This is a genomic window from Sphingomonas sp. SP2 (assembly GCF_058313385.1).
This window is the reverse complement of sequence record NZ_JBZFLD010000001.1, coordinates 16,784-37,844: the sequence shown is the minus strand read 5'-3', so window position 1 is coordinate 37,844 and position 21,061 is coordinate 16,784. Positions and strand designations below refer to the sequence as shown.

24 protein-coding genes are annotated in these 21,061 nt (G+C 67.9%); 6 read left to right on the top strand and 18 right to left on the bottom strand.

Annotation, left to right across the window (positions count from 1 at the left end; genetic code table 11):
- Positions 1–4 precede the first annotated feature (4 nt).
- Genes AC4GYU_RS00225 through AC4GYU_RS00215 form a run of 3 tightly spaced genes read right to left on the bottom strand, consistent with a single transcriptional unit; the run spans position 5 to position 2,788 of the window.
- Complete coding sequence (locus AC4GYU_RS00225; protein ID WP_491084911.1) at positions 5–910, bottom strand: NAD-dependent epimerase/dehydratase family protein; 906 nt, start codon at positions 908–910, stop codon at positions 5–7.
- Positions 907–1,950: a GTPase ObgE gene (gene obgE / locus AC4GYU_RS00220; protein WP_491084910.1), complete on the bottom strand. Its 1,044-nt coding sequence runs from the start codon at positions 1,948–1,950 to the stop codon at positions 907–909. Before obgE ends, AC4GYU_RS00225 begins: the two co-directional genes overlap by 4 nt.
- A 40-nt stretch (positions 1,951–1,990) precedes the next feature.
- A complete protein-coding gene (locus AC4GYU_RS00215; protein WP_491084909.1) occupies positions 1,991–2,788 on the bottom strand; it encodes a sulfite exporter TauE/SafE family protein in 798 nt (265 codons plus the stop codon).
- A 112-nt stretch (positions 2,789–2,900) separates the two neighbouring features.
- Between AC4GYU_RS00215 and cysE the strand changes: the two genes are divergently transcribed.
- Both cysE and AC4GYU_RS00205 read left to right on the top strand, forming a co-directional pair.
- Positions 2,901–3,581 carry a serine O-acetyltransferase gene (gene cysE, locus AC4GYU_RS00210; RefSeq protein ID WP_491086851.1) on the top strand — a complete coding sequence of 227 codons (681 nt, stop codon included), beginning with the start codon at positions 2,901–2,903 and terminating at the stop codon, positions 3,579–3,581.
- The gene (locus AC4GYU_RS00205; protein WP_491084908.1) at positions 3,578–3,922 is read left to right on the top strand and encodes a DUF2794 domain-containing protein; all 345 of its coding nucleotides are present in this window, start codon (positions 3,578–3,580) and stop codon (positions 3,920–3,922) included. The genes cysE and AC4GYU_RS00205 overlap by 4 nt, the downstream gene beginning before the upstream one ends.
- On the opposite strand, the gene AC4GYU_RS00200 is transcribed toward AC4GYU_RS00205, so the two are convergent.
- Positions 3,903–5,009, bottom strand: a complete 1,107-nt coding sequence (locus AC4GYU_RS00200) for a hypothetical protein (protein ID WP_491084907.1) — start codon at positions 5,007–5,009, stop codon at positions 3,903–3,905. The genes AC4GYU_RS00205 and AC4GYU_RS00200 overlap by 20 nt on opposite strands.
- Before the next feature lie 84 nt (positions 5,010–5,093).
- Positions 5,094–5,399 carry a glycine zipper 2TM domain-containing protein gene (locus AC4GYU_RS00195; protein WP_491084906.1) on the bottom strand — a complete coding sequence of 102 codons (306 nt, stop codon included), beginning with the start codon at positions 5,397–5,399 and terminating at the stop codon, positions 5,094–5,096.
- A gap of 138 nt (positions 5,400–5,537) precedes the next feature.
- Between AC4GYU_RS00195 and AC4GYU_RS00190 the strand changes: the two genes are divergently transcribed.
- Positions 5,538–6,137 (top strand): SOS response-associated peptidase, encoded by a 600-nt coding sequence (locus tag AC4GYU_RS00190; RefSeq protein ID WP_491084905.1) that lies wholly within the window; start codon positions 5,538–5,540, stop codon positions 6,135–6,137.
- Positions 6,138–6,154: 17 nt separating this feature from the next.
- Positions 6,155–6,514 carry a hypothetical protein gene (locus AC4GYU_RS00185; protein WP_491084904.1) on the top strand — a complete coding sequence of 120 codons (360 nt, stop codon included), beginning with the start codon at positions 6,155–6,157 and terminating at the stop codon, positions 6,512–6,514.
- An 8-nt stretch (positions 6,515–6,522) separates the two neighbouring features.
- Here the strand turns inward: AC4GYU_RS00185 and rsmD are convergent, their stop codons facing one another.
- The 6 genes from rsmD to AC4GYU_RS00155 all read right to left on the bottom strand — a co-directional run bounded on the left by rsmD (position 6,523) and on the right by AC4GYU_RS00155 (position 10,718).
- The gene (rsmD, locus tag AC4GYU_RS00180) at positions 6,523–7,059 is read right to left on the bottom strand and encodes a 16S rRNA (guanine(966)-N(2))-methyltransferase RsmD (protein ID WP_491084903.1); all 537 of its coding nucleotides are present in this window, start codon (positions 7,057–7,059) and stop codon (positions 6,523–6,525) included.
- Between the two features lie 26 nt (positions 7,060–7,085).
- Positions 7,086–8,003, bottom strand: a complete 918-nt coding sequence (locus AC4GYU_RS00175) for a TraB/GumN family protein (RefSeq protein WP_491084902.1) — start codon at positions 8,001–8,003, stop codon at positions 7,086–7,088.
- A gap of 112 nt (positions 8,004–8,115) precedes the next feature.
- The gene (locus AC4GYU_RS00170; protein ID WP_491084901.1) at positions 8,116–8,310 is read right to left on the bottom strand and encodes a helix-turn-helix transcriptional regulator; all 195 of its coding nucleotides are present in this window, start codon (positions 8,308–8,310) and stop codon (positions 8,116–8,118) included.
- Positions 8,307–8,786 carry a hypothetical protein gene (locus tag AC4GYU_RS00165; protein WP_491084900.1) on the bottom strand — a complete coding sequence of 160 codons (480 nt, stop codon included), beginning with the start codon at positions 8,784–8,786 and terminating at the stop codon, positions 8,307–8,309. Before AC4GYU_RS00165 ends, AC4GYU_RS00170 begins: the two co-directional genes overlap by 4 nt.
- A 146-nt stretch (positions 8,787–8,932) precedes the next feature.
- Positions 8,933–9,640, bottom strand: coding sequence for a TraB/GumN family protein (locus AC4GYU_RS00160; protein WP_491084899.1), 708 nt, complete (start codon positions 9,638–9,640; stop codon positions 8,933–8,935).
- Between the two features lie 184 nt (positions 9,641–9,824).
- The gene (locus AC4GYU_RS00155) at positions 9,825–10,718 is read right to left on the bottom strand and encodes a TraB/GumN family protein (RefSeq protein ID WP_491084898.1); all 894 of its coding nucleotides are present in this window, start codon (positions 10,716–10,718) and stop codon (positions 9,825–9,827) included.
- Positions 10,719–10,802: 84 nt separating this feature from the next.
- On the opposite strand from AC4GYU_RS00155, the gene AC4GYU_RS00150 reads away from it, so the two are divergent.
- Both AC4GYU_RS00150 and glyS read left to right on the top strand, forming a co-directional pair.
- The gene (locus tag AC4GYU_RS00150; protein WP_491084897.1) at positions 10,803–11,678 is read left to right on the top strand and encodes a glycine--tRNA ligase subunit alpha; all 876 of its coding nucleotides are present in this window, start codon (positions 10,803–10,805) and stop codon (positions 11,676–11,678) included.
- Positions 11,679–11,782: 104 nt separating this feature from the next.
- On the top strand, positions 11,783–13,849 hold the full coding sequence (gene glyS, locus AC4GYU_RS00145; protein ID WP_491086850.1) for a glycine--tRNA ligase subunit beta: 2,067 nt from the start codon (positions 11,783–11,785) through the stop codon (positions 13,847–13,849).
- Between the two features lie 43 nt (positions 13,850–13,892).
- Here the strand turns inward: glyS and AC4GYU_RS00140 are convergent, their stop codons facing one another.
- From AC4GYU_RS00140 to cpaB, 7 genes are all read right to left on the bottom strand, one after another.
- Complete coding sequence (locus AC4GYU_RS00140; RefSeq protein WP_491084896.1) at positions 13,893–14,258, bottom strand: hypothetical protein; 366 nt, start codon at positions 14,256–14,258, stop codon at positions 13,893–13,895.
- Between the two features lie 105 nt (positions 14,259–14,363).
- Complete coding sequence (locus tag AC4GYU_RS00135) at positions 14,364–15,368, bottom strand: type II secretion system F family protein (RefSeq protein ID WP_491084895.1); 1,005 nt, start codon at positions 15,366–15,368, stop codon at positions 14,364–14,366.
- Positions 15,369–15,384: 16 nt separating this feature from the next.
- Complete coding sequence (locus tag AC4GYU_RS00130) at positions 15,385–16,359, bottom strand: type II secretion system F family protein (RefSeq protein ID WP_491084894.1); 975 nt, start codon at positions 16,357–16,359, stop codon at positions 15,385–15,387.
- A gap of 45 nt (positions 16,360–16,404) precedes the next feature.
- Positions 16,405–17,685, bottom strand: coding sequence for a CpaE/TadZ family protein (locus tag AC4GYU_RS00125; protein WP_491084893.1), 1,281 nt, complete (start codon positions 17,683–17,685; stop codon positions 16,405–16,407).
- Entirely contained in the window at positions 17,685–18,326 is a 642-nt protein-coding gene (locus AC4GYU_RS00120) for a CpaD family pilus assembly protein (RefSeq protein ID WP_491084892.1), read from the bottom strand. Before AC4GYU_RS00120 ends, AC4GYU_RS00125 begins: the two co-directional genes overlap by 1 nt.
- Before the next feature lie 26 nt (positions 18,327–18,352).
- Positions 18,353–19,840: a type II and III secretion system protein family protein gene (locus tag AC4GYU_RS00115; RefSeq protein WP_491084891.1), complete on the bottom strand. Its 1,488-nt coding sequence runs from the start codon at positions 19,838–19,840 to the stop codon at positions 18,353–18,355.
- Position 19,841: 1 nt separating this feature from the next.
- Positions 19,842–20,897 (bottom strand): Flp pilus assembly protein CpaB, encoded by a 1,056-nt coding sequence (gene cpaB, locus AC4GYU_RS00110; RefSeq protein WP_491086849.1) that lies wholly within the window; start codon positions 20,895–20,897, stop codon positions 19,842–19,844.
- Between the last annotated feature and the right edge of the window lie 164 nt (positions 20,898–21,061).

The window sequence follows — 21,061 nt, the reverse complement described above, 5'->3', positions numbered from 1 at the left end:
GCCCTTAGAGCCAGCCCTGCCGGCAATACCAGTCGGCGGTCGCCCTCAGTCCCTGGCTCGTTGCGATGGCCGGGCGCCACAGCGTCTCCGGCGGGCGCAGCGCCGCGTCGATCGTCCAGTCCGGATGGCAGAAATAAGCGGCGCGATCGGGGGTCAGCTTGGCCTTCCGGCCGCGCAGCCAGCCGTCGATCCGGGCGCCGGCCCGGATCAGCCCCGCCGGCATCGACAGGGCCATGGTCCGGCGGTCCTGCGCTTCGGCCAGCGCGATCGCGAACTCACGGTGGGTCCAGCCGCCCGCGCGGCCGTCGTCGGCCTCGAAGATTCGCTGTTTGGGAGAATCGGGCTCGGCCAGTGCCAGCAGTAGGCGGCAGAGGTCGTCGGCATGGATCAGGCTGAGCTTGCCCCGGGGCGGAAGCGGGACCAGCCCCAGCCGGGCCGCCTTGAACAGCTCCAAGGTCTCGCGGTCGCCCGGTCCGTAGACCGCCGGCGGGCGGACGATCGCCCAGTCGAGCCCGCTGCGCTCGACCAGTTCCTCGGCGCGCTTCTTGGACGCGCCGTAGAGCGACAGCCCGGGCTCGCGCGCGGCGAGGCTCGAGACGTGGACGAAGCGCCGCACGCCGGTCGCCGTCGCCGCGGCCAGCACCGCCAGCGTCCCGGTGACATTGCCCGCCTCGAAGCCCGCGGCATCGGGCGCGTTGATCACGCCCGCGACGTGGATCACCGCATCGGCATGGTCGGCCAGCCGTTGCAGCGCCTGGCGGTTGTCGAGCGCCCCCTGGACCCAGGTGACGCCATGCCGCTCGTTCTGCGAGCGCCGGGTCAGCGCCATCACCTCGTGGCCCTGCTCGACCGCGAGCGTCAGCAACCGGCTTCCGACGAACCCCGTCGCGCCGGTAATGGCAAGCTTCACAGCGGCGACCAGGCGCGCCCGTTTTCCTCGGTCGCTTCCTCGGGCTCTTCCTCGGGGTCTAGCCGCCCGGCGAGTTCGTCGAGCACTTCGGTCAGCCCCTGCTCGGCGGCCGCCGACAAGGCCAGAACGGGCAGGCCGCTTGCCTCGGCAAGCTCGGCCGACAGCGCTTCGATCAGCTCGGCGTCGATCGTGTCGACCTTGTTCAGTGCCAGCACCACCGGTTTGTCCTCGAGCCCCGCGCCATAAGCGTCGAGCTCGGCGCGGACGATCCGGTAGCTTTCGGCGACATCCTCGTCGTTGCAGTCGACGAGGTGCAGCAAAACCCGGGTCCGCTCGATATGGCCGAGGAAGCGGTCGCCGATCCCCGCCCCGTCCGCCGCGCCCTCGATCAGGCCCGGAATGTCCGCGACCACGAATTCGCGCCCGCGATGGCTGACCACCCCAAGCTGCGGCCGGAGCGTGGTGAAGGCATAGGAGCCGACCTTGGCATCGGCATTGGTCACGGCATTGATGAAGGTCGACTTGCCGGCGTTCGGCAGCCCGACGAGGCCGACATCGGCGAGCAATTTCAGCCGCAGCCAGACATACATTTCCTCGCCCGGCCAGCCCTTCTGATGCTGGCGCGGAGCGCGGTTGGTCGAGGTCTTGTAGCTGGCATTGCCGCGGCCGCCGTCGCCGCCGCGGAGGAAGACGATCCGCTCACCCTCGCGGGTAAGGTCGGCGAGCAACGTCCTTTCCTCGTCGTCGGCGAGGATCTGCGTCCCTACCGGGACCTTGATGACGAGGTCCTCGCCATAGGCGCCAAAGCAGTTCGATCCCGCGCCGCCCTTGCCGCGCGGCGCCCGGAAGTGCTGCGTGTAGCGGAAATCGATCAGCGTATTGAGGCCATGGACGGCCTCGAAGACGATGTCGCCGCCCTTGCCGCCGTTGCCGCCGTCAGGACCGCCATATTCGATATATTTTTCGCGCCGGAAACTGACGGCGCCCGGCCCGCCCGCGCCCGAACGGACGAAGATCTTGGCCTGGTCGAGGAAATGCATGGGCCGCCATGTAGTCGCAACGGCCTCGAAAGACCACTCGTCAGGCCAGCAGGCGCCACAAACCCCAGCCGCTGGTGGCGATCAGCACGACTCCGACCATGACCAGCAGCTTGTCGGCCTCGACCCGCTTGGCGACCACCGCGCCGAGCGGCGCCGCGAGTACGCCGCCGATCAGCAGTCCGACGATGGTGGTGGTGAAGGCTTCCCAGCCGAGCGTCCACAGGAAGGTCGCCGAGATGGTCAGGGTAAGGAAGAATTCGGCGGTGTTGACCGTCCCAATGGTGGTCCGCGGCTCGGCGCCCTGGACCATCAGGTTGCTGGTCACCACCGGGCCCCAGCCGCCGCCGCCAGCCGCGTCGAGGAAGCCGCCGACGAGGCCGAGCGGCGCGACCACGCGCGGGGTCCGCGCCACGTGCCGGTGGGTCCAGCCCCGCCAGAAGAGATAGAGGCCGAGCAGCATGAGATAGGAGAGGACGAACGGCCGCGCGGCCTCGGCATGAATGTTGCTCAGCACGTAGGCGCCGAGGACGCCGCCGATCACCCCGGGCACCACGATCCGCACGAACAGCCGCCAGTCGACGTTGCGGTGCGCGACATGGCTGACCGCGCTGATGCCGGTGGTGAAGGTCTCGGCGGTATGGACGCCGGCGCTGGCCACCGCAGGCGGAACGCCGGTTCCAACCAGCAGGGTCGAGCTGATCGTCCCATAGGCCATGCCCAGCGCGCCATCGACCAGCTGCGCGGCGAAGCCGATCAGGATGAAGGGGAGGAGGATGGCAGGATCTGCCGCAAGCTCGGCGAAGATGACGTCGGCTCCCCTGTTAAGCTCGCGCGCCATGCCCCGTTATGAAGCGATCGGAAAGAGGCATGTAATGCACGCTCCTTTGCAACCGCGCCGGGAAGACATACATTTACGCCAAACAGCTAATCTAAGGACGCGCCGCTTGCGCTTGGCCCTGCTCGACTATCTCGACAGCGTGAAGGAACGCGATCCCGCGGCGCGAAGCCGCTGGGACGTGATCCTCTATCCCGGCGCGTGGGCGCTGCTCTACCACCGCATCGCCCACTGGCTGTGGCAGGGGAAGCTCCACTGGCTGGCGCGCTTCGTCAATCACTGGAGCCGGTTCATGACCGGCATCGACATCCATCCGGGTGCGACGATCGGCCGAAACTTCTTCATCGACCATGGCTTCACCGTCATCGGCGAGACCGCGCAGATCGGCGACAATGTCACCATCTATCAGAATGTGACCCTGGGCGGGACCAATCCCTCGACCGGCATCGGCGGCAAGCGCCATCCAACGCTCGAGGACAATGTCGTGATCGGCTCGGGCGCGCAGGTGCTGGGACCGATCACCGTCGGTGCCGGCGGCCGGGTCGGCGCGAACAGCGTCGTCACCAAGGACGTGCTGCCCAACACCACCGTGGTCGGCAGCCCCGCGCGACCGGTGCCGGTCGACCTCGTCCACTACAGCCCCGGCTTCGTCCCCTACGGCACGCCCTGCGGGGAGGACGTCGACCCGGTCCGCGCCCGCCTCGCCACGATGGAAGAGGAACTGGCCGCGCTCCGGGCCGAGCTCCAGCAGCTCAAGACCCGCAGCCGCGCCCGGCCGGAGAGCAAGACCGCGTGAGCATCGTCACTCCCTTTCCGGGGCGTGTCGACCGGAAAGCCGTCGCTACCTTCGACCGGGTGGAGCTGCTCAAGATCCTCGACCTCTACGGGCGGATGGTCGCGGCCGGGCACTGGCGCGATTATGCGATGCAATTCGCCCCCGACCTCGCCAGCTTCGCGGCCTTTCGCCGCACGGCCGAACGGCCCGAAATCCGCATCGAAAAACGCCCCTCGCTTCGTTCGAAGCAAGGGGCGTGGGCCTTGGTGTCGGAACATGGCGCCGTGCTCAGGCGGGGGCACGAGCTTGGACCCGTGCTCGCCCCGCTCGAGCGGCGGCTGATCAAGCTGGTAGAGGACTGATCCCCTTGCCGGTTGCGGGGAGATAGCTCCGCAGCCCGTCCGGGAGCTTGTCGACGATCGCCGCCCGCGCCTGGTGCCAGAAGGCCGACAGGAGCAGCAGCGCCGAACCGATCACCAGCGCCGTCAGCGCGATGTTGAGCCCGACCGCGCCGAAGGTCTCGAACAGCTGATTCATGGCATAGAGCACATAGGCCAGCGCGGAGACGAGCAGGGCGCGGCGGTCGATCGCCAGCGCGGCGATCCCCAGCAGCACATAGATGGCGATGATCGCGAGGCCTTCGCCGACGGTCGCGTCGCCATCGTTGAGGCCGAGCAGGGTGAAGACCGGATGCACGATCATCGGCGCGGCGAGGAGATGAAGCCAGAAGGCGACGTCCGAGCGACGGGTCACCCGGGCCGGATCCGAACTGTCCCAGCGCATCGCGAACAGGAACACGCCGATGCCGAGCGCCAGCACGACCGCGAGGACGATGTCGCGAAGGTTGGGGACGTTGCCGATCGCGGCGGCGATCAGCGCGACGACGATCCCCGCCACCGACGCGGCCCCCGCGGCGACGGTGATCGGAACCCGGAAGCGCTTCCAGTGCACATATGCACCGATCGCACCGAGCGCGGCGGCACCGGCGGCGACCATCCCGGCGACCCATTCGGAGCCCTGGCCCTCGAAGCTGGTCTCGCCGACCATCAGCACCAGCGAGAAGCCGGCCGCGCCGACCACTCCGCCGACGAAGGCGAGAAGCAGCAGGATCGAGGGCAGCGCCATCCGGCGCCGGGCGGTGAAGAAGAGGGCAAGCCCCCAGGCCGTCGCGGCCACCGCGGCAGGCGCGAGCGGGGAGGGGCCGTCATTGTCCACGTGAAGGCCAAGACCAGCACCGATGCTCTGGCCGATCCAGCCCACCGCGAACAGCAGGATGGCGGCGGCGATCGAGACGAAGATGTCGTTGAAGCCGGTGATCAGCCGGAAATGCTCCTCGTCGACGCCGGGAGACTGCCGCTGGTTCGCGACATAGGCGCGCAAGGCGGATGCCGACTCGGGCGTGATGGCACCTGCGGCCACCGCCTCGTCGAGGTCGTTCTGCGTGTACATGAAAACACCTCCCTGTTGCCGCAAAAGCTACAGGGAGGTGTATCAATGTGTCAATACACTAAGCTGGCTGGGCCAGCAGGGTGCTTAGCGGCAGACGTACCGCTTGCGGCTGCGCTCGACTTCGCGGCCGATCAGCGCACCGGCGGCGGCGCCGACGATGGTGCCGGTCACGCGCGACCCGCGGGTATCGATCGCACGACCGATCAGCGCGCCGCCGGCGGCGCCGACGATCAGGCCGGTCGTGCCGTTGTTGCGCTTGCAGCGCAGGCGGCCCTGGCCGTCATACCAGGTACGGCCCGAATAATAGCGCTGCTTCGCCTCGGCCTGGGGGGCCATGGCAACCGGGACGGCAAGGCTGGTGGCGGCAAGCGCCAGCATCATGTTCCGCATCACGTCTTCTCCTGTTCGTTGCGGTTTCGCGTGTCACTGTCTGGACTTACCAACCTGAACGGCCGAGCAATGACGTCAGCAGTGAAGCGACAGATAAGGCATTAACGGCCAAGCGAGCCGCAGGCTCCGACGAGGTGAATGCTCAGCATGTGCAATCTCTATTCGATGACCGCGACCGTCGATGAAATGAAGAAGCTGTTTGGCTCGTTTGAGGGCGAAACCACCAACCTGCCGCCATTCGACGAAATCTATCCGGGCAAGCCCGCACCCGTCCTTCGCCGGGGCGAAACGGGCGGGCTCAAGCTCGACCTCATGGAATGGGGCTTCCCCGGACCGGCGGCTGCAAAGGGCCGCCCCGTCACCAACATCCGCAATCTTGCCAGCCCCTTCTGGCGGAGCGCGCTCAACCGCCCCGACCGCCGCTGCATCGTCCCCGTCTCGCGCTTCTGCGAGTGGGAGGGCGAAAAGGGTTCGAAGCGCAAGGTGTGGTTCGGCCTCCACGAGGACCACTACCCGTTGTTCGCCTTCGCCGGACTGTGGCGTCCGGGCGAGGCGGGGGTCGGCTACATGGCCTTCCTCACCTGCGAACCCAATCAGGTCGTCGGCGCGGTCCATCCCAAGGCGATGCCGGTCATGCTTCGCCTGGCCGACATCCCGCGCTGGCTCGATTCGGAGGCCGCGACCGCCTGCGAACTTGCGGTGCCCTATGCGGATGCCGATATGCGTCGTCTGCCGTAACGACAAAGGGGACGCGCGTGGCCAAGGACAAGAAGGCGAAAAAGGGCGATCAGCCCGACGATCTCAAGCCCAAGAAGGCCAAGGCCAAGAAGCAGAAGGGCGGCAAGGGCGGCGCTGCGAAGCACCCGCTCGAAACCCTATCCAAGCTCGCCGATCACCCGCTCGTCGGTGAATTGCTCGCTGCCGGGGCCCTGGCTGCCGTCGCGGTCGTCGCCGAGGCCAGCGCCAGGAATCCGTCCGCGGTGAAGTCCGCCGACAGCGCCAAGAAGGCCGGCAAGGCGGCCGCGGCCGCCATCGGTGCGCGGCTTCTGAAGGAATTCACCGGCGGTGCCGCTGCCGCCAAGGACGCCGCTGCCAAACTTCCCGCGAAGAAGTAGCGCGGCGCTCAGGCGTTGCGCAGGAGGGTGATGCGCGCCCGTCCGGTGTCGCGCTCGGCGTCGAGGGTCATGCTTCCGGGATCGACGCGGTCGCCGCGTTCGGTCTCGATCGCCATCCAGCCGCCGGGCGCGAGCCAGCCGGCTTCCTCGACCGCCTGCCGCGCCGCACTGCCCGATCCCGCCGCATAGGGCGGATCGGCGAAGATGAGGTCGAAGGGCTGGCGTGCCTTGGCCAGCCGCAGCGCCGACCCGCTGACGAGCTCGACCGACGTTCCAAGCTTCGCGGCATTGGCCTCGATCGCCTTGCGCGCGGACAAATCGGTTTCGACCAGTACGGCCTGCGCCGCGCCGCGGGAGAGCGCTTCGAAAGCCAGCGCTCCGCTGCCTGCGAACAGGTCCGCCACGCGCAGGTCCTCGAAGCTCCCGAGCCGGCTCACCAGCATCGAGAACAGGGTCTCCCGGGTCCGGTCGGCGGTCGGGCGGGTGGTGAGCGAAGGCGGGGCCACCAGTTGGCGGCCCCGCCAGTTACCGGCAATGATCCTCATCGGACCACGCCCTTAGCGCCTCGGGCTCAGTAGGCCACCCGGCTCGACTTGATCCCGGCCTTGGCGAGATAGTCCTGGACGCTGTCCTTGCCGGCGAGATGGCCCGCGCCGACCGCCACGAACACCGTGCCCGGCTCCTTCAGGCGGTTCTCGATCCACTTCGACCAATTGGCATTCCGCTTCGACAGAAGCACGTCGTAGAGCATCGGACTCTGCGACTGCATGTCGTTGATGAGCTTGGCGAAACCTTCGGCGTCGCCGTCGTTCCACAGCTTGGTCATCTTGGCGAAGAGCTCGGGCGTGTCCTTCATGTTGGCCGCCGTATATTCGAGCAGGCGGATCTGCTCGGCTTCGGGCAGCGCATCGAAGATACCCATCTGGAATTCGAGCGTCTCGAGCTGGTCGAGCGGTTTGTTGCTCGCCTTCGCGGCCTTGGTGATGATCGCCTCGGCGCCCTGTTCGCCGGTCTTGCCGAGCTTCTGCGCGCTCATCACCGACAGCATCATCGAGGCGAAGAAGGGCTTGAACTGATCGAAGGCGGCCGGCGGCGCGCCGAATTCCGCAAGCGCGGCGGCGAGGTCCTTCTGGCCCTTGGGGCTGAGGCGCGAAGTCAGCGTCTTGCCGTCGGTCGCCATCGCATATTTCTGCATCAGCGGCGCGACTTCGGCCGGATTTTCCGGCTGGATGATCTCCAGATAGACCTTGCTCGACCGGTCAAACGCGGCCTTCACCTCGTCATTGAACCAGTCAGTCTTGCCGTCCAGCGCGTGGAAGGTGCCGAACAGGTAGATGGTCGTGTCCTTGTCCTTCACGACCCACAGCGCCGGATCGGTGTCGGGCAGCGCCGCGGCGGCGGGGGCTGGCGCCGGAGCGGCCTGCGCAAGGGCCGGCGGCGCCAGCAGGAAGGATGCCGCGAGCAGCAGCGGACGAAACTTCGAAGTCATTCATTCTCTCCTGTTGAAACCGGGTGGTAGTCAGTGATTTCGGGTGAAAATCCTTATTTTCGGCAAGCGCCGCGCCGAAGCCGACGAACGGCTCGCGTCCCCCGCGTCCGGCTCATGCTTCGTCATCGAAGATGTCCTCGATTGAACGCTCGAACAGCCGGGCGAGCTTGAAGGCCAGCGGCAGGCTAGGGTCATATTTGCCCGTCTCGATCGCGTTGACCGCCTGGCGCGAGACCCCGAGGTGCCCGCCCAGTTCGGCCTGGCTCCAGCCACGCTCGGCCCGGAGGACGCGCAGGCGATTGTTCACGCCGCCGAATCCTCGTCGTCGCGCAGGCGGAAGGCGAGCACGGCCGTCGGCAGCACCGACGCCCAAAGGAAGACGCCCCAGAAGAGGCCGTTCCACTGTTCGTAGCCGGTCGGGATCCACAGGCCAGCGTCGCTCGCGATGGCGATGTAGATGACCGCCAGCAGCGCCAGCGCCGTGAAGATCTGGTAGGCATTCTCCAGCGCCCCGGCGCGGAGTCCGCGCTCATACTCGTCGAGGCGGTCGCGCTCCTCGGCCGTCAGGCGGTTGAGCCGGGTCCCGGCAAGCATCGCCGCAGCGACGAGGCTGAGGACGATCAGCCCGAACTCCGCCACCCCGACTGCCAGCGTGTCCGGTCCCAGCGCCCGCAGAAGTGCGCCCGCCGGGTAGGCGGCAAGGGCGGTCACGGCGAGCATGCGGATCGTCGCGAGCGGACGGCTGGTGCCCGTGGCGGAATGAGACGAGCGGAAGAAAATCATCGTGATCCCTGCTGAACGGATGGTGTCGTGTTTGCATGACCAAATGTCATGGACACCTTACTATGCTCGAGTCGGTGAGATGTCAAGCGACCCTGACAAAAGGTCAGTCGTCGATGACAGTTGGATGGATCTGTCCAGCGCTGTTCTTAATTGATCCGCCCGCTTCGGATCCCGGCCTCGGCCAGCTTGGCCTGAACGCTGTCGCTGCCGACGAGATGGCCCGTCCCGACCGCGACAAAGACGACCCCCGGCTGCTCGAGCCGCATCTTGATCCACTCGGCCCAGGCTTCGTTGCGGGCGACGAACAGGCGCTGGTAGGCCTCGGGCGACTGGCGCTGCACTTCGCTCACCACCGCCGCGATGGTGCTCGGGTCGCCCCGGTTCCAGCTGTCGACCATGGTCCGGAGGAACGGCGCCAGCGCCGGATCGGGCTGCACCGTCACGGCGCCGCCGGCGCTCGCCGCGGGACGAGCAGGCGAGGGGAGCGAACGATACATGTCGAGTTGCTGGGCGAAGCTCTCGAGCCCGATTACCGGCTTTCGCGCCGCCGCGGCCGCCCGCGACAGGACCTGGTCGGCGCCAAGCTCGACCCGCATGCCGATCGACCGCGCGGCGCCGATCGTCGCCTTGGCCGCCGTCAGCCCGGCCGAGGGTGGGCTCGGGGCAGGGGGCGCGGCCGGCACGATCGTTTCCAGGACCAGCGTGTCGGACGCCTCGAACGCCCGCCGGACCGACCGGTCGAACCAGTTGGCCTGCCCGTCATGCGTGTGGATCGTCCCGAACAGGTAGATGATCGTGTCCTGGTCGCTGACCACCCACAGGGCAGGGCTTGCGCCGGTTGCAGGGGCCGGCATTGCCGCGGCCCCGGCCGGTCCGCCCGAGCCCGCAAGCGCGAGCCCGGCGAAGATGGAAAAGCACCTGCGGACGCCGCGCGTCCGACCCAACCACTTCCTCATGCGACCCCCCAGCCGCCTCTTGCCGGGGGGAAGTCTTCACCGCGCCTCGAATCCTGTCAACGCTTTGATGATGGTGAGGAAATCACTGGACCCGAGTGACTTTGAGGCCACGCTTCTGAAGCATGGTCTGGACCGAGCTAGGCCCCGCGAGATGGCCCGCGCCAACCGCAATCATCACCGTTCCGGGCTGCGCCATCCGCCGCTCGATCCAGTTCGACCAATTGGCATTGCGACGCTTCAGCAACTGCTCGGCGAGTGCCGGGCTTTCGCTCATCTCGGCATTGAAGGTCCGGGCAATTGCGGTCACGTCGCCGCGCGCCCAGGCAGCGAGCATCGCGTCGAACTGCTTGCGCACCTCGTCGGGCCGCTCGAGCGCGCCTTCGAGCAGGCTCCGCTGCGCCGCTTCGGGAAGAACATCGAAGAAGGCGAGCTGCTCGGCATTGGTCTCGAGCTGCCCGACTGGCTTGCCGGCCGCGAGGAAGCTGTTCTTCAGCACCTGCTCGACGCCATCCTCCTGGCGCAGCCCGATCGAATTGAACTGCGGGCCGAGCAGCATCATCGCCACCGCCCAGGTCTCCATCCGGCTCACCGCCGCCGGGTTCGCTCCCGCCTTGGCGAGCGCCGCGGCAAGGACCGGCCGCTTGGCCGCGCTGACCCGGTCGAGCACCGGGGGCAGGTTGGGCGACAATGCCATCTTGGCAAAGGCCGCCTGGAAGCTCGCGGGATTCTTCTCGTCGACGATCGTCTCGAGCACCAGCTGCTGGCTCTGTCGGCTGGCCTGCTCGAGCGCGGCGCTCCGCCACGGGAAATTCTGCGGCAAGAGATGGATCGTCCCGAACAGGTAGATGGTCGTGTCGCGATCGGTGACCTTCCACAGCGCCGGTTTGGGCGCCGCCGGTGCGCGCGCGGGCGCCGCCGACCCGGCCGTCATCAGGCCGATCGCGGCCAATCCCTTTGCTACCCAGCCGAACGCCATACTCGTCACTCTCCGAAAGGTCAGTCAGGGCGCATGTAGGGTGCCGCTTGCTCCGCTGCCAGCAGGACGACTATGGCCCCGCCCATGACCGACGCTCCGGCCTTGAGCTTCCAGGACCTCATCCTCACGCTTCACCATTACTGGTCGGAGCGCGGCTGCCTCATCCTCCAGCCCTACGACATGGAGATGGGGGCAGGGACCTTCCATCCCGCGACCGTGCTGCGCGCGCTCGGCCCCGAGCCGTGGAAGTGCGCCTACGTCCAGCCCTGCCGCCGCCCCACCGACGGCCGCTACGGCGAGAATCCCAACCGCCTCGGCGCTTATTACCAGTATCAGGTGATGCTGAAGCCGAGCCCGCCCGACCTCCAGCAGCTCTATCTCGACAGCCTTACCGCGATCGGCATCGACGTGACCGCGCACGACATCCGCTTCGTCGAGGATGACTGGGAAAGCCCGACCTTGGGCGCCTGGGGCCTCGGCTGGGAAGTCTGGTGCGACGGGATGGAAGTCACCCAGTTCACCTATTTCCAGCAGGTCGGCGGGTTCGACTGCACGCCCGTCGCGGGCGAGCTCACCTACGGGCTCGAGCGGCTGGCGATGTACATCCAGGGCGTCGACAACGTCTACGACCTCAAGTTCAACAACGAGGGCGTGACCTATGGCGACGTCTTCCTCGCCAACGAACGCCAGATGAGCGAATATAATTTCGAGGTCGCCGGGACCGAGCGCCTGTTCGACGCCTTCCGCAAGGCGTCGGACGAGTGCCAGAACTGCCTCGACCGCAAGCTCGCCATCCCTGCCTATGAACAGGCAATCAAGGCCAGTCACATCTTCAACACGCTCCAGGCCCGCGGCGTCATCTCGGTCGCCGAGCGGCAGGCCTATATCGGCCGCGTCCGCGACCTTGCGAAGGCGGCGTGTGGGGCCTGGCTCGAAAGCCGACAGGAGAAGGTCGCGTGAGCGCCCCCTCGACCCGCGAGCACGCTCCGCTCGATCCCGCACCCGCCGTCGCGAACAGCGCCGACTTCCTGCTTGAGCTGCGCTCGGAGGAAATCCCGGCGCGGATGCAGGCCAAGGCGCGCAACGACCTCGCCCGCCTGTTCGCCGAGGAGCTTGCCAAGGCCGGGCTCGAGGCGAGCGCGATCGACACCTTCGCCACCCCGCGCCGCCTCGGCCTCATCGCCCGCGACCTGCCCCTCGCCACCGCCGCCGTGTCGGAGGAGCTGAAGGGCCCGCGCTCCTCCGCGCCGTCTCAGGCGCTCGAAGGGTTCCTGCGCAAGACCGGCCTCACCCAGGATCAGCTCGTCGACCGCGACGGAATCTGGTTCGCCGTCATCGACAAGCCCGGCCAGGCGACCGCCGCGGTGCTCGCCGCGGCAATCGAGCGGATCGTCCGCACTTTCCCCTGGCCCAAGTCGATGCGCTGGGGCGCGCCCTCGGCCAGCACCGCCTCGCTCCGCTGGGTGCGCCCGCTCCAGGGCATCGTGGCGCTGCTGGGCGAAGAGATCGTCCCGGTCGCCCTTGACGGGATCGAAGCCGGCGCCGCGACCACCGGCCACCGCTTCCATCATCCCGGCCCCATCACCATCGGCAGCGCCGCCGACTATGCCGAGAAGCTGCGCGCCTGCCATGTCATCGTCGATCCCGACGAGCGTGCCGCGATCATCCGTTCGCGCGCCGAAGCGCTGGCCGCCGAGGCGGGGTTGACCCTGGTCGAGGACGAGGGCCTCGTCGCCGAGAATGCCGGTCTCACCGAATGGCCGGTGCCGTTGCTCGGCCGCTTCGACGCCGACTATCTCGACGTGCCGCCCGAGGTGATCCAGCTCACCGCGCGCACCAACCAGAAATATTTCGTGCTGAAGGACGAAAGCGGCGCGCTCGCCCCGGCATTCATCTGCACCGCCAACATTGATGCCTCCGACGGCGGCGCGGCGATCGTCGCGGGCAACCAGCGCGTCCTCGCCGCGCGTCTCAGTGACGCCCGCTTCTTCTACGAGCAGGACATGAAGATCCCGCTCGACGAGCAGGCCGCAAAGCTGAAGCAGATCGTCTTCCACGAGAAGCTCGGCACGCTTGCCGACAAGGTGCAGCGCGTCGCCGACCTCGCCGAATGGCTCGCGATCGAGGCCATCGTGCCGAACTGCGACCCCGACCACGCCCGCCGCGCCGCCGAGCTAGCCAAGGCCGACCTCGTCACCGGCATGGTCGGCGAATTTCCCGAACTGCAGGGGCTGATCGGCGGCTATCTCGCCGAGGCCCAGGGCGAGCCCAAGGCCGTCGCCCACGCCATCCGCGATCATTACAAGCCCGTCGGCCAGGGCGACGACGTCCCCACGGCGCCGGTCACCGTCGCCGTCGCGCTTGCCGACAAGCTCGACACGCTCCGCCAGTTCTTCGATGCCGGCATGCCGCCGACGGGGAGCAAGGACCCGTTCGCGCTCCGCCGCGCCGCGCTCGGCGTCATTCAGATCGTCACTGCCAACGGCCTTCGCCTGCCGATCGCCTCGGGCGACCTGCTCGACTTCTTCGCCGACCGCCTCAAGGTCCAGCAGCGCGAGGCGGGCGTTCGCCACGACCTCATCGACGCGGTGTTCGCCCTTGGCGGAGAGGACGATCTCGTCCGGCTGCTCGCCCGCGTGACCGCGCTGCAGGCCTTCGTCGAAGGCGGGGAGGGGAGCAATCTCCTCGCCGGCTACAAGCGCGCCGCCAACATCCTCAAGAAGGAGAATTGGGACCTGCCGCGCGTCCTCGCCTCGCCGGGCGAACAGGCGATCCCGCAAACGGGCGAGGAGGATCCGCTGGTCGAGGTCGACCAGGCGCCCGAACTCGCCGCCTCGATCGCGAGCCAGGCGCAGGGCTCCGACCTCCCGGCCGATGCGCCGGCGGCCGAGCGCGCGCTGGTGATGGTTCTCGATGAGGCCGAGCCGCGCGCCGCCAGGGCCGTCGAGGAAGAGGACTTCGCCGCCGCCATGGCCGCGCTCGCCTCGCTGCGCGGGCCGATCGACGCCTTTTTCGAGGACGTCACGGTCAACGATCCCGACCCAGCCGTCCGTCGCCGCCGCCTCAACCTCCTCGCCCGCTTCCGCAACGCGGTGCACGGGGTGGCCGACTTCTCGAAGATCGAGGGCTAAGAAAAACCCCCTCCCGCGCTGGGCGGAAGGGGGTCCATCTCACTTAGCGGCGGTCGCCGTCGAGCGGGCGGCGGTCGTAATCGTCCGGCACGCCGTCACGGTCGAGATCGCGGCGAACGCCGCGGTCCTCGACGTAGGTCTCGCGCGCGGCGACCGGAGCGGCGACGGGACGGCTGCGAAGTTCTTCCTCGCGGCGGGCGTCACGCTCGCGCCATTCCTGCTCCTGCGCGGTCCAGTGCGTCTCCCGCTCCTTGAAGCGCGTGTCGAGCGCTCTGCGCTGCGTCAGCTCTTCGTTGTAGCGGTTCTTCCACTTGCGGCGTCCGCCGCTGGTGGCCCACATGCCGACCAGAAGGCCGAGCACGAATACCAGGCCGATGATGATCCACTGGTCCGTGGTGAAGGTCGTCATCGAGGGTCCCTCTGTCTTTGTCCAAGCGTAACGACTGAGACGAAAAGGGCGGCCGATGGTTCCCCACCGGCCGCCCCGAGGTGCCCACCCCGGTTCGTATCGGCCTTAGCTTCCGCCGCCGCCGATCATGCTGTCGCTGATCGAGCAGGCTGCCGGGCCGAGGATGACGACGAACAGCACCGGCAGGATGAACAGGATCAGCGGTACGGTCATGATCGCCGGCAGGCGCGCGGCCTTTTCCTCGGCGCGCATCATGCGCTCGTTGCGGAACTCGGCCGAGAGGACGCGCAGGGCCGAGGCCAAAGGCGTGCCGTATTTCTCGGTCTGGATCATGGTCGTGACCACCCCGCGCACCGCCTCGAGATCGACGCGGCTGGCGAGATTGTCGAACGCCTGGCGCCGCTCGTTGAGGAAGCCCAGCTCGATCGCGGTCAGGCCGAATTCGTCGCCGAGTTCGGGATAGGCCTTGCCCAGTTCACGCGCGACCCGGCCGAAGGCGGCGTCGACGGTGAGACCGGCCTCGGCGCAGATGACCAGGAGGTCGAGCGCGTCGGGAAGACCCTTGCGGATCGCATTGCTGCGCTTGGTGATCTTGTTCTTCAGCCACAGGTCGGGTGCCTTGTAGCTGCCGATCAGCGTACCCGCGACGAGCGCGTACTTCTTGAACGCGCCCCACTCGGGGAAGCTGTCGAAGACATAGACCGCCATGATCGCGGCGCCGCCCAGCACGACCGGCATGATCAGCCGGCCGAAGATGATGAAGAAGGCAAGGTCCTTCGTGCGGATGCCGGCCTGGAGCAGCTTGGTCTGGATGACCTGCAGCTGCGAATCCTGGATCAGCTTGAAGCTCGACAGGATCCCGCGGACCTTGTCGGCCGCCTGGTTCTTGTTGGTGAGCTTCTTGCGCTTGTTGGTCGAGGCGACGATGCCGGCCTTGAGCTGCTCGCGCCGCTCGTTGAGCGCCTTGACGCGGCGCGCCATCGGGTCGCGAACGGTGGTCGCGGCGTAGATGGCGATCAGGACCGCCATGGTCGCGACGGCGGTCAGCAGGGTCGCGACCCAGATGACGTCGACGCCGAGGAGGGTAGGCCCGGAAGCTACGGGTTCCATGGTTCTCAAACGCCCCCTAGATCTCGAAATTGACCATCTTGGCCATGATGGCCACGCCGATGCCCATCCACACGAGCGCGCCGATGCCGGCCACGATCAGGCGCTGCTCGGTGAAGAAGCCGCCCATGTAATTGGGGTTCAGCAGGTAGACGAGCGTGAACACGATGAAGGGCAGGGCGCCGACGATCATCGCCGAGGCCTTGGCTTCCGAGCTCATCGCCCGGATCTTCAGTCGCATCTGCGCGCGCTTGCGGAGCACGTCGGACAGGTTCGACAGCGTTTCCGCCAGGTTGCCGCCCGTCTCGCGCTGGATCGCCAGCGTGATGACGAAAAACTGGAATTCGGGCGTGCCGAGGCGATCGGCCGTATCCTGAAGCGCCGCTTCCATGGTCCGGCCGATCTTCATCTTGTCGCTGACGGTGCGGAATTCGAACCCGACCGGGCCCGGCACTTCGCCTGCGACGACGCTCAGCGTCTCGGTGATCGGAAGACCCGAGCGAAGGCCGCGGACCATCAGTTCGATCGCGTCCGGGAAATTGGAGTTGAAGGCCTTGATCCGGCGCGTGATCATCTTGCTGACGACCAGGTGCGGGAGACCGATCCCGACGAACATGCCGAACAACAGCGACAGCGGCAGCGGCATGCCTTCGAACATCAGCAGCGCGGCAATGCCGACCGCCAGACCGACGCTGATCATGGCATATTTGCCGAGCGAGATGTTCTTGCCGGTCCGCTCGAGCCGCTGGCGCATCAGCGCCGGCTTCGGGACCAGCGTCGAGAACCAGCCTTCGACCTTGCTGTTGCGATTGGCGAACAGCTTGCGGATCTGGGCGTTGGCCGCGACCGCGAGATTGCCCTCGGCGTGCCGCTCCTTGATCAGTTCGAGGCGGCGCTTGGTCGCCTTGCCGGCGCTCGGGCCGGAGAAGGCCACGACGGCGAGCGCCAGCGTACCGAACAGGCCGAGGCCGAGCAGCAGGAGCGTTAGGGACATTCGCCGTTCCTCAAATCATCAAGCGGATGGGACGGAGGCGGCCGTTCAGGCCGCCGCCGCCTTCGGCTGCTTCGCCAGCACCGACTTCAGGCTGTCGACCAGGCCCTTGGCGCCGCCCGTCGGGCTGCTCGCCTTGGCCACGTCGCCCGCCCCGTCCTCGGTGGCATGGCTCAGCACCATGTTGCACAGCTGGGTGTAGGGCGCCGCCGACTTGCCGGTGGCGATTTCCGCGACCGGCTTGCCGAGCTTGGCCGCCTGCGCGGCGGTCTTGCCGTCTTCGCCGACGACGATGTCCACCTTGCGCTCGATCGACTGCTCGAAGTCCTTGCGGCTGATCTCCAGCGCGCCGCCCGAGGGGACGCGGTTGGCGACCACGATGACCTTGGTCTGCGGCGCATTGCTCTTGAGCCAGGCGAGGATCCGGATCGTGTCGCGGGTCGCCGCCAGGGTCAGCTCGCTCACCACCACCGCGACATGGGCGTCGTGGACCATGTGCGGATACTGGATGAGCATGTGCCGCGGGAGGTCGAGCACGGTCGACTCGAACGCATTCTTCATCTCCTCCTGGAGCTGGAAGAAGGCGGTTCCGTCGGTCATCAGCGGCTGGTTGATCGGAGCTTCGGCCGATAGCACGCTGAGGCGCTCGTTGCAGCGGACCATCGCGCGCTCGATGAACAGGCCGTCGATGCGGCTCGGATTCTCGATCGCGTCGGTCAGGCCGCGGCCCGGCTCCAGGTCGAGCGCGAGGGCGCCGGTCCCGAAGTGGATGTCGAGGTCGAGGAGCGCGGTCGAACGCTGCGCCCGCGAGCCCAGCATCCAGGCCAGCGAGGTCGCCACGGTCGAGGCGCCCACGCCACCACGGACGCCCATGACGGCAGCCATGATGTGCGGCTTGTCGGCCTGCGCCTCGCCCCGCGGACCCGACAGGATCATCTGGGCATTGGCGAAGGTGTCGCGCAGCTGGTCGACGTTGAACGGCTTGAGGAGATAGTCGTGGATGCCGCTCGCGAGCAGGTCGCGGTAGAGGCGCACGTCATTCACCTGGCCCGCCGCGATCACGATCGTCCCCGGCTCGCAGACTTCGGCGAGCGCGTTGATGTCGTTCAGCGGGTCGGCCGATTCCGACAGGTCGACGAACAGGATGTTCGGGCTGGCCGAGACCGACAGCGACTGGACCGCGTTGCGCAGCCCGCCCTTGTTGACCTTCTCCGGGCTCCAGCCATGCTCGACCGCGACCGGGCGCAGCATGTCGGCGGTCGCATCGTCGCAGACGAATGCGGTGAAGGGGTCACGCAGCCCGGCACGGGACTGAAACGGGGCGTTCATCACTTGCCTCCCGACTTGGTGGAGATGTCCTTCAGCCCGCCTTCGCCGGTCGGCTTCTGCGAACGATAGGACTCGATCGCGCGGACTCCGGTGCGGGGATCGATCACCCCGCCGGTGTCACGGCCGCTGATGAGGTCGTTCGGGTTGGCGACCATCGCCGCCAGCGCACCGTTCACGGCGCACCCGTAGTTGCTCATCAGCTCGTTGTTGAAGTTGGGGTTGCTCGGCTTGGACCAGTTGGGGCAGCCGGGCACGTCGGCGCGGGTGCGGCTGACCACCACCCGGACCGTGCCCGGAGCGATCACGCCCGGGGTCACCGGGGCGCCGTCCGACACCAGCATGCCATAGCGGCCCGCGACCCGGGCGACGTCGGCCCGGGCGGCCGGCCCGTCCACGCCGTCGACGCTGACCACGTCGCCGTAGCTGAGCTCGAGCCCGCGGAACCAGCCGTCGAGGCGCGCGGCCTCGCTCGGGTCGAGGCTTCCGCCCGGCGCCGCCGCATCGAACACATAGTCGGCGCGCGAGACGACCGGCTCGTTGACCGGCACGATGCCCCGCGCGGGCTCATCGACTCCGCGGTGGACCTGGCAACCAGCCAGGGCCGCCGAGGCGAGGAGCAGGAAGGAAAGCTTGTTCGTCATGGAGAACGTCCTTGTGCTCGGGGCGATCAGAACTTGAAGCCGGGGGCAGGGGCCGGAACCGGCGCCGTGACCGCAGTGCTGCCCGAGGCGGCGCCACCGGCGACGGCCATGCCGGGACGCGGCGCGATCGCGACCGGACGCGGACCCGAAACCCCGCTGTAAGTCTGGCCTTCGAACACCGCCGTGCCGTCACGCGGGTTGCGGAAGCCGTCGACCGGGGTCGGTATCTTGCCGTTGACCGGACGCACCAGATACGGCGTGACCACGATCACCAGCTCGGTCTCGGCCTTGCGATAGCTGCGCGAGCGGAACAGGGTGCCGAGGATCGGCAGGTCGCCGAGGAACGGCGCCTTCTCGATCGCATTCTGGTTGTTGGCGCGGAGCAGGCCGGCGAGCATGAAGCTCTGGCCCGAGCCGAGCTCGACCGTCGTTTCGGCGCGGCGGGTGGTCAGCGCGGGGACGTCGAAGCCGTTGAGGCGAAGCGACCCTTCGTTGCTGAGCTCGCTGACTTCCGGACGGACCCGCATCGAGATCCGGCCATCGGCCAGCACCACCGGGGTGAAGGCGAGGCCGACACCATATTGCTTGTATTCGATGGTGATCGCACCGCCGACGCCCTGGCTTACCGGGATCGGGAATTCGCCGCCCGCGAGGAAGCTCGCGGTCTCGCCCGACAGCGCGGTCAGGTTCGGCTCGGCGAGCGTGGTCACCAGGCCATCGGTCTCGGCGAGCTGCAGGCGGCCGACGAGGTCGAGGCCGAGGAAGCGCTTGCTGAGGCCGAAGGTGGTGCCGATCGCGCCGCGGATGACCTTCCCGGCATCGTTGCCGCCCGTGTCATCGCCCGAGCCGACCGGCGGCAGGTAGATGCCGTCGCCCTGCGCGACCGAGAAGCCGTTGCCGACGCCGAGGAGGTTGACGCCGACCTGCTTGAGGACCGAGCGGTTCACCTCGGCGATCTTGACCCGCAGGGTGACCTGCAGCGGCACCGCCGAGCGGAGCCGGCTGACCACCTGAGTGGTGTCGCCGACATAGGCCTGCACCAGGCGCTGGGCCTCGGCCACATCCTCGGGAGAGGAGACGGTGCCGGTGAGCAGCACGAGGCCGTTCATCGGGGTCGCCTGGACCTGGGCTTCGGGCATCGCCAGGCGCAGCATCTCGTCGACCGAGCTGATGTTGTTCCCGACCCGGACGTTGGCGGCATAGACCACCCGGCCCGACTTGTCGGTCGCATACACCGTCGTCTCACCCCGGGCCTTGCCGAAGATGTAGAGCTGGTTCGACGAGCGGACCTGGACGTCGGCGATCGAGTCGTTGGCGACGAACAGGTCGCTCATCGGGGACGACAGCCGGACCATGGTGCCCGTGTTCTGCGAGAGGTTGAGGGTCTCCGACGGACGCGCGGCCATCGGCTGCGCGGCGGCGGGAGCGGCGGCCAGGCTCAGCGTCGAGACGCCGAGGGCCAGGGCGGCGAAGGCCGAAGCCAGTCCACCCTTGGAGTTGCGAACCTTGCTCATGTTAGCGAGCCCCCACTGGAACGAAGGTGACATTGTTGCCGCGGGCGACCCGGACGACCGGACCGCTCGGGGCAGCGCCGCCCTGGCCGGCCGGTGCACCCCCCTGGGCCGCACGGATCATCTCACCGGTCATCTTGCCGATCGCCGAGACCGCCTCCGACGCACGGTCGGACTGCTTGGCGGGGACGGTGCGGCGCTGGAAGCGCGACACGTCGCCACCGGTGGCATAGGTCGGCGCGGCGTCGATCGGCTGGTTGGCGATCGCCAGCAGCATCTTGCGCTCCTCGGCCGGATTGGTGCCCGCCGGGACCTTGACCTGGCCGCTCGCGACCATTCGCTCGAGGTCGGCGGTGCTGTCGGCGAGGCTGCGCAGGGTCAGGCTAAGATCACCGATCTTGTCCGCGACCGCGATCTTCTCGGCGATCTTGGGCGTGACTTCGAAGGTCACGTTGGTGAAGGTCTTGACCACCGGCTTGCCGTCGTCGCCCTTGCTGTCGACCCGCTGGTCGGTGGCAAGAACGCGTAGGTTGCGGACGATCGTTTCGGAGACGTTGAGCGCCGGACCGTCGCCGCCACCCTCGACCTCCTGGGTCAGGACCAGGTCGACCCGGTCACCCGGGAAGACGAAGCCGGCCACGCCCGCGGTGTCGCTGACGGGAACGGTGATCGCCCGCATGCCCGGCCCGAGCGCCGCGGCGAGGAAGCCGCGATCCTGCGGACCGACCAGCGTGCCGCGGGTCAGCGGCTGGCCGGCGGTGATGGGATTGCGCACCACCATGCCGATCAGCTTGCCGGCGTCCGCGTCGGGCGCGCCTTCCGAATAATAAGCCTGCTGCATGAGCTCGGCCGGCCAAGGCTGGAAGGTGAAGCTTTCCGCGTCGACAATAGTGCCGACCGGAAGCGGCTTCTTCGCCACCAGGATCTTGGGCCCCTGCGGAACCGCAGCGGCCTGGGCCTCGGGCGCGGAAGCGCCGGTGAACATATTCTTGGCCATGACGGCCGTCACCGCCGCAACCAGCAACGCTCCCACCAGAAGCGCGATCTTCTTCACATCCATGGCGACTTCCGCCCCTTCCTCACTCACGTAGGAAACTTTTCGACTGCCGAACCAATCGGCCAAAATGGTTAAGATATGGTTCGGCGAACTTTGCCGTCGGGCCCCCCGGCTCGCTGGCAAGGGCAAGACTGGACGAAAGGCCTTTCCAAGCCGTAACCGCCGCA

Excerpts from the sequence above, each read along its gene's own strand:
- AC4GYU_RS00155 (WP_491084898.1), bottom strand. The coding sequence starts at position 10,718 with ATGGCGTTCGGCTGGGTAGCAAAGGGATTGGCCGCGATCGGCCTGATG.
- AC4GYU_RS00135 (WP_491084895.1), bottom strand. The coding sequence starts at position 15,368 with ATGGAACCCGTAGCTTCCGGGCCTACCCTCCTCGGCGTCGACGTCATC.
- rsmD (WP_491084903.1), bottom strand. The coding sequence starts at position 7,059 with ATGAGGATCATTGCCGGTAACTGGCGGGGCCGCCAACTGGTGGCCCCG.
- AC4GYU_RS00115 (WP_491084891.1), bottom strand. The coding sequence starts at position 19,840 with ATGAGCAAGGTTCGCAACTCCAAGGGTGGACTGGCTTCGGCCTTCGCC.
- AC4GYU_RS00140 (WP_491084896.1), bottom strand. The coding sequence starts at position 14,258 with ATGACGACCTTCACCACGGACCAGTGGATCATCATCGGCCTGGTATTC.
- AC4GYU_RS00130 (WP_491084894.1), bottom strand. The coding sequence starts at position 16,359 with ATGTCCCTAACGCTCCTGCTGCTCGGCCTCGGCCTGTTCGGTACGCTG.
- AC4GYU_RS00165 (WP_491084900.1), bottom strand. The coding sequence starts at position 8,786 with ATGATTTTCTTCCGCTCGTCTCATTCCGCCACGGGCACCAGCCGTCCG.
- AC4GYU_RS00215 (WP_491084909.1), bottom strand. The coding sequence starts at position 2,788 with ATGGCGCGCGAGCTTAACAGGGGAGCCGACGTCATCTTCGCCGAGCTT.
- AC4GYU_RS00160 (WP_491084899.1), bottom strand. The coding sequence starts at position 9,640 with ATGCCGGCCCCTGCAACCGGCGCAAGCCCTGCCCTGTGGGTGGTCAGC.
- AC4GYU_RS00190 (WP_491084905.1), top strand. The coding sequence starts at position 5,538 with ATGCTCAGCATGTGCAATCTCTATTCGATGACCGCGACCGTCGATGAA.
- AC4GYU_RS00120 (WP_491084892.1), bottom strand. The coding sequence starts at position 18,326 with ATGACGAACAAGCTTTCCTTCCTGCTCCTCGCCTCGGCGGCCCTGGCT.
- AC4GYU_RS00200 (WP_491084907.1), bottom strand. The coding sequence starts at position 5,009 with ATGTACACGCAGAACGACCTCGACGAGGCGGTGGCCGCAGGTGCCATC.
- AC4GYU_RS00150 (WP_491084897.1), top strand. The coding sequence starts at position 10,803 with ATGACCGACGCTCCGGCCTTGAGCTTCCAGGACCTCATCCTCACGCTT.
- glyS (WP_491086850.1), top strand. The coding sequence starts at position 11,783 with ATGCAGGCCAAGGCGCGCAACGACCTCGCCCGCCTGTTCGCCGAGGAG.
- AC4GYU_RS00175 (WP_491084902.1), bottom strand. The coding sequence starts at position 8,003 with ATGACTTCGAAGTTTCGTCCGCTGCTGCTCGCGGCATCCTTCCTGCTG.
- AC4GYU_RS00195 (WP_491084906.1), bottom strand. The coding sequence starts at position 5,399 with ATGCGGAACATGATGCTGGCGCTTGCCGCCACCAGCCTTGCCGTCCCG.
- cpaB (WP_491086849.1), bottom strand. The coding sequence starts at position 20,897 with ATGGATGTGAAGAAGATCGCGCTTCTGGTGGGAGCGTTGCTGGTTGCG.
- AC4GYU_RS00125 (WP_491084893.1), bottom strand. The coding sequence starts at position 17,685 with ATGAACGCCCCGTTTCAGTCCCGTGCCGGGCTGCGTGACCCCTTCACC.
- obgE (WP_491084910.1), bottom strand. The coding sequence starts at position 1,950 with ATGCATTTCCTCGACCAGGCCAAGATCTTCGTCCGTTCGGGCGCGGGC.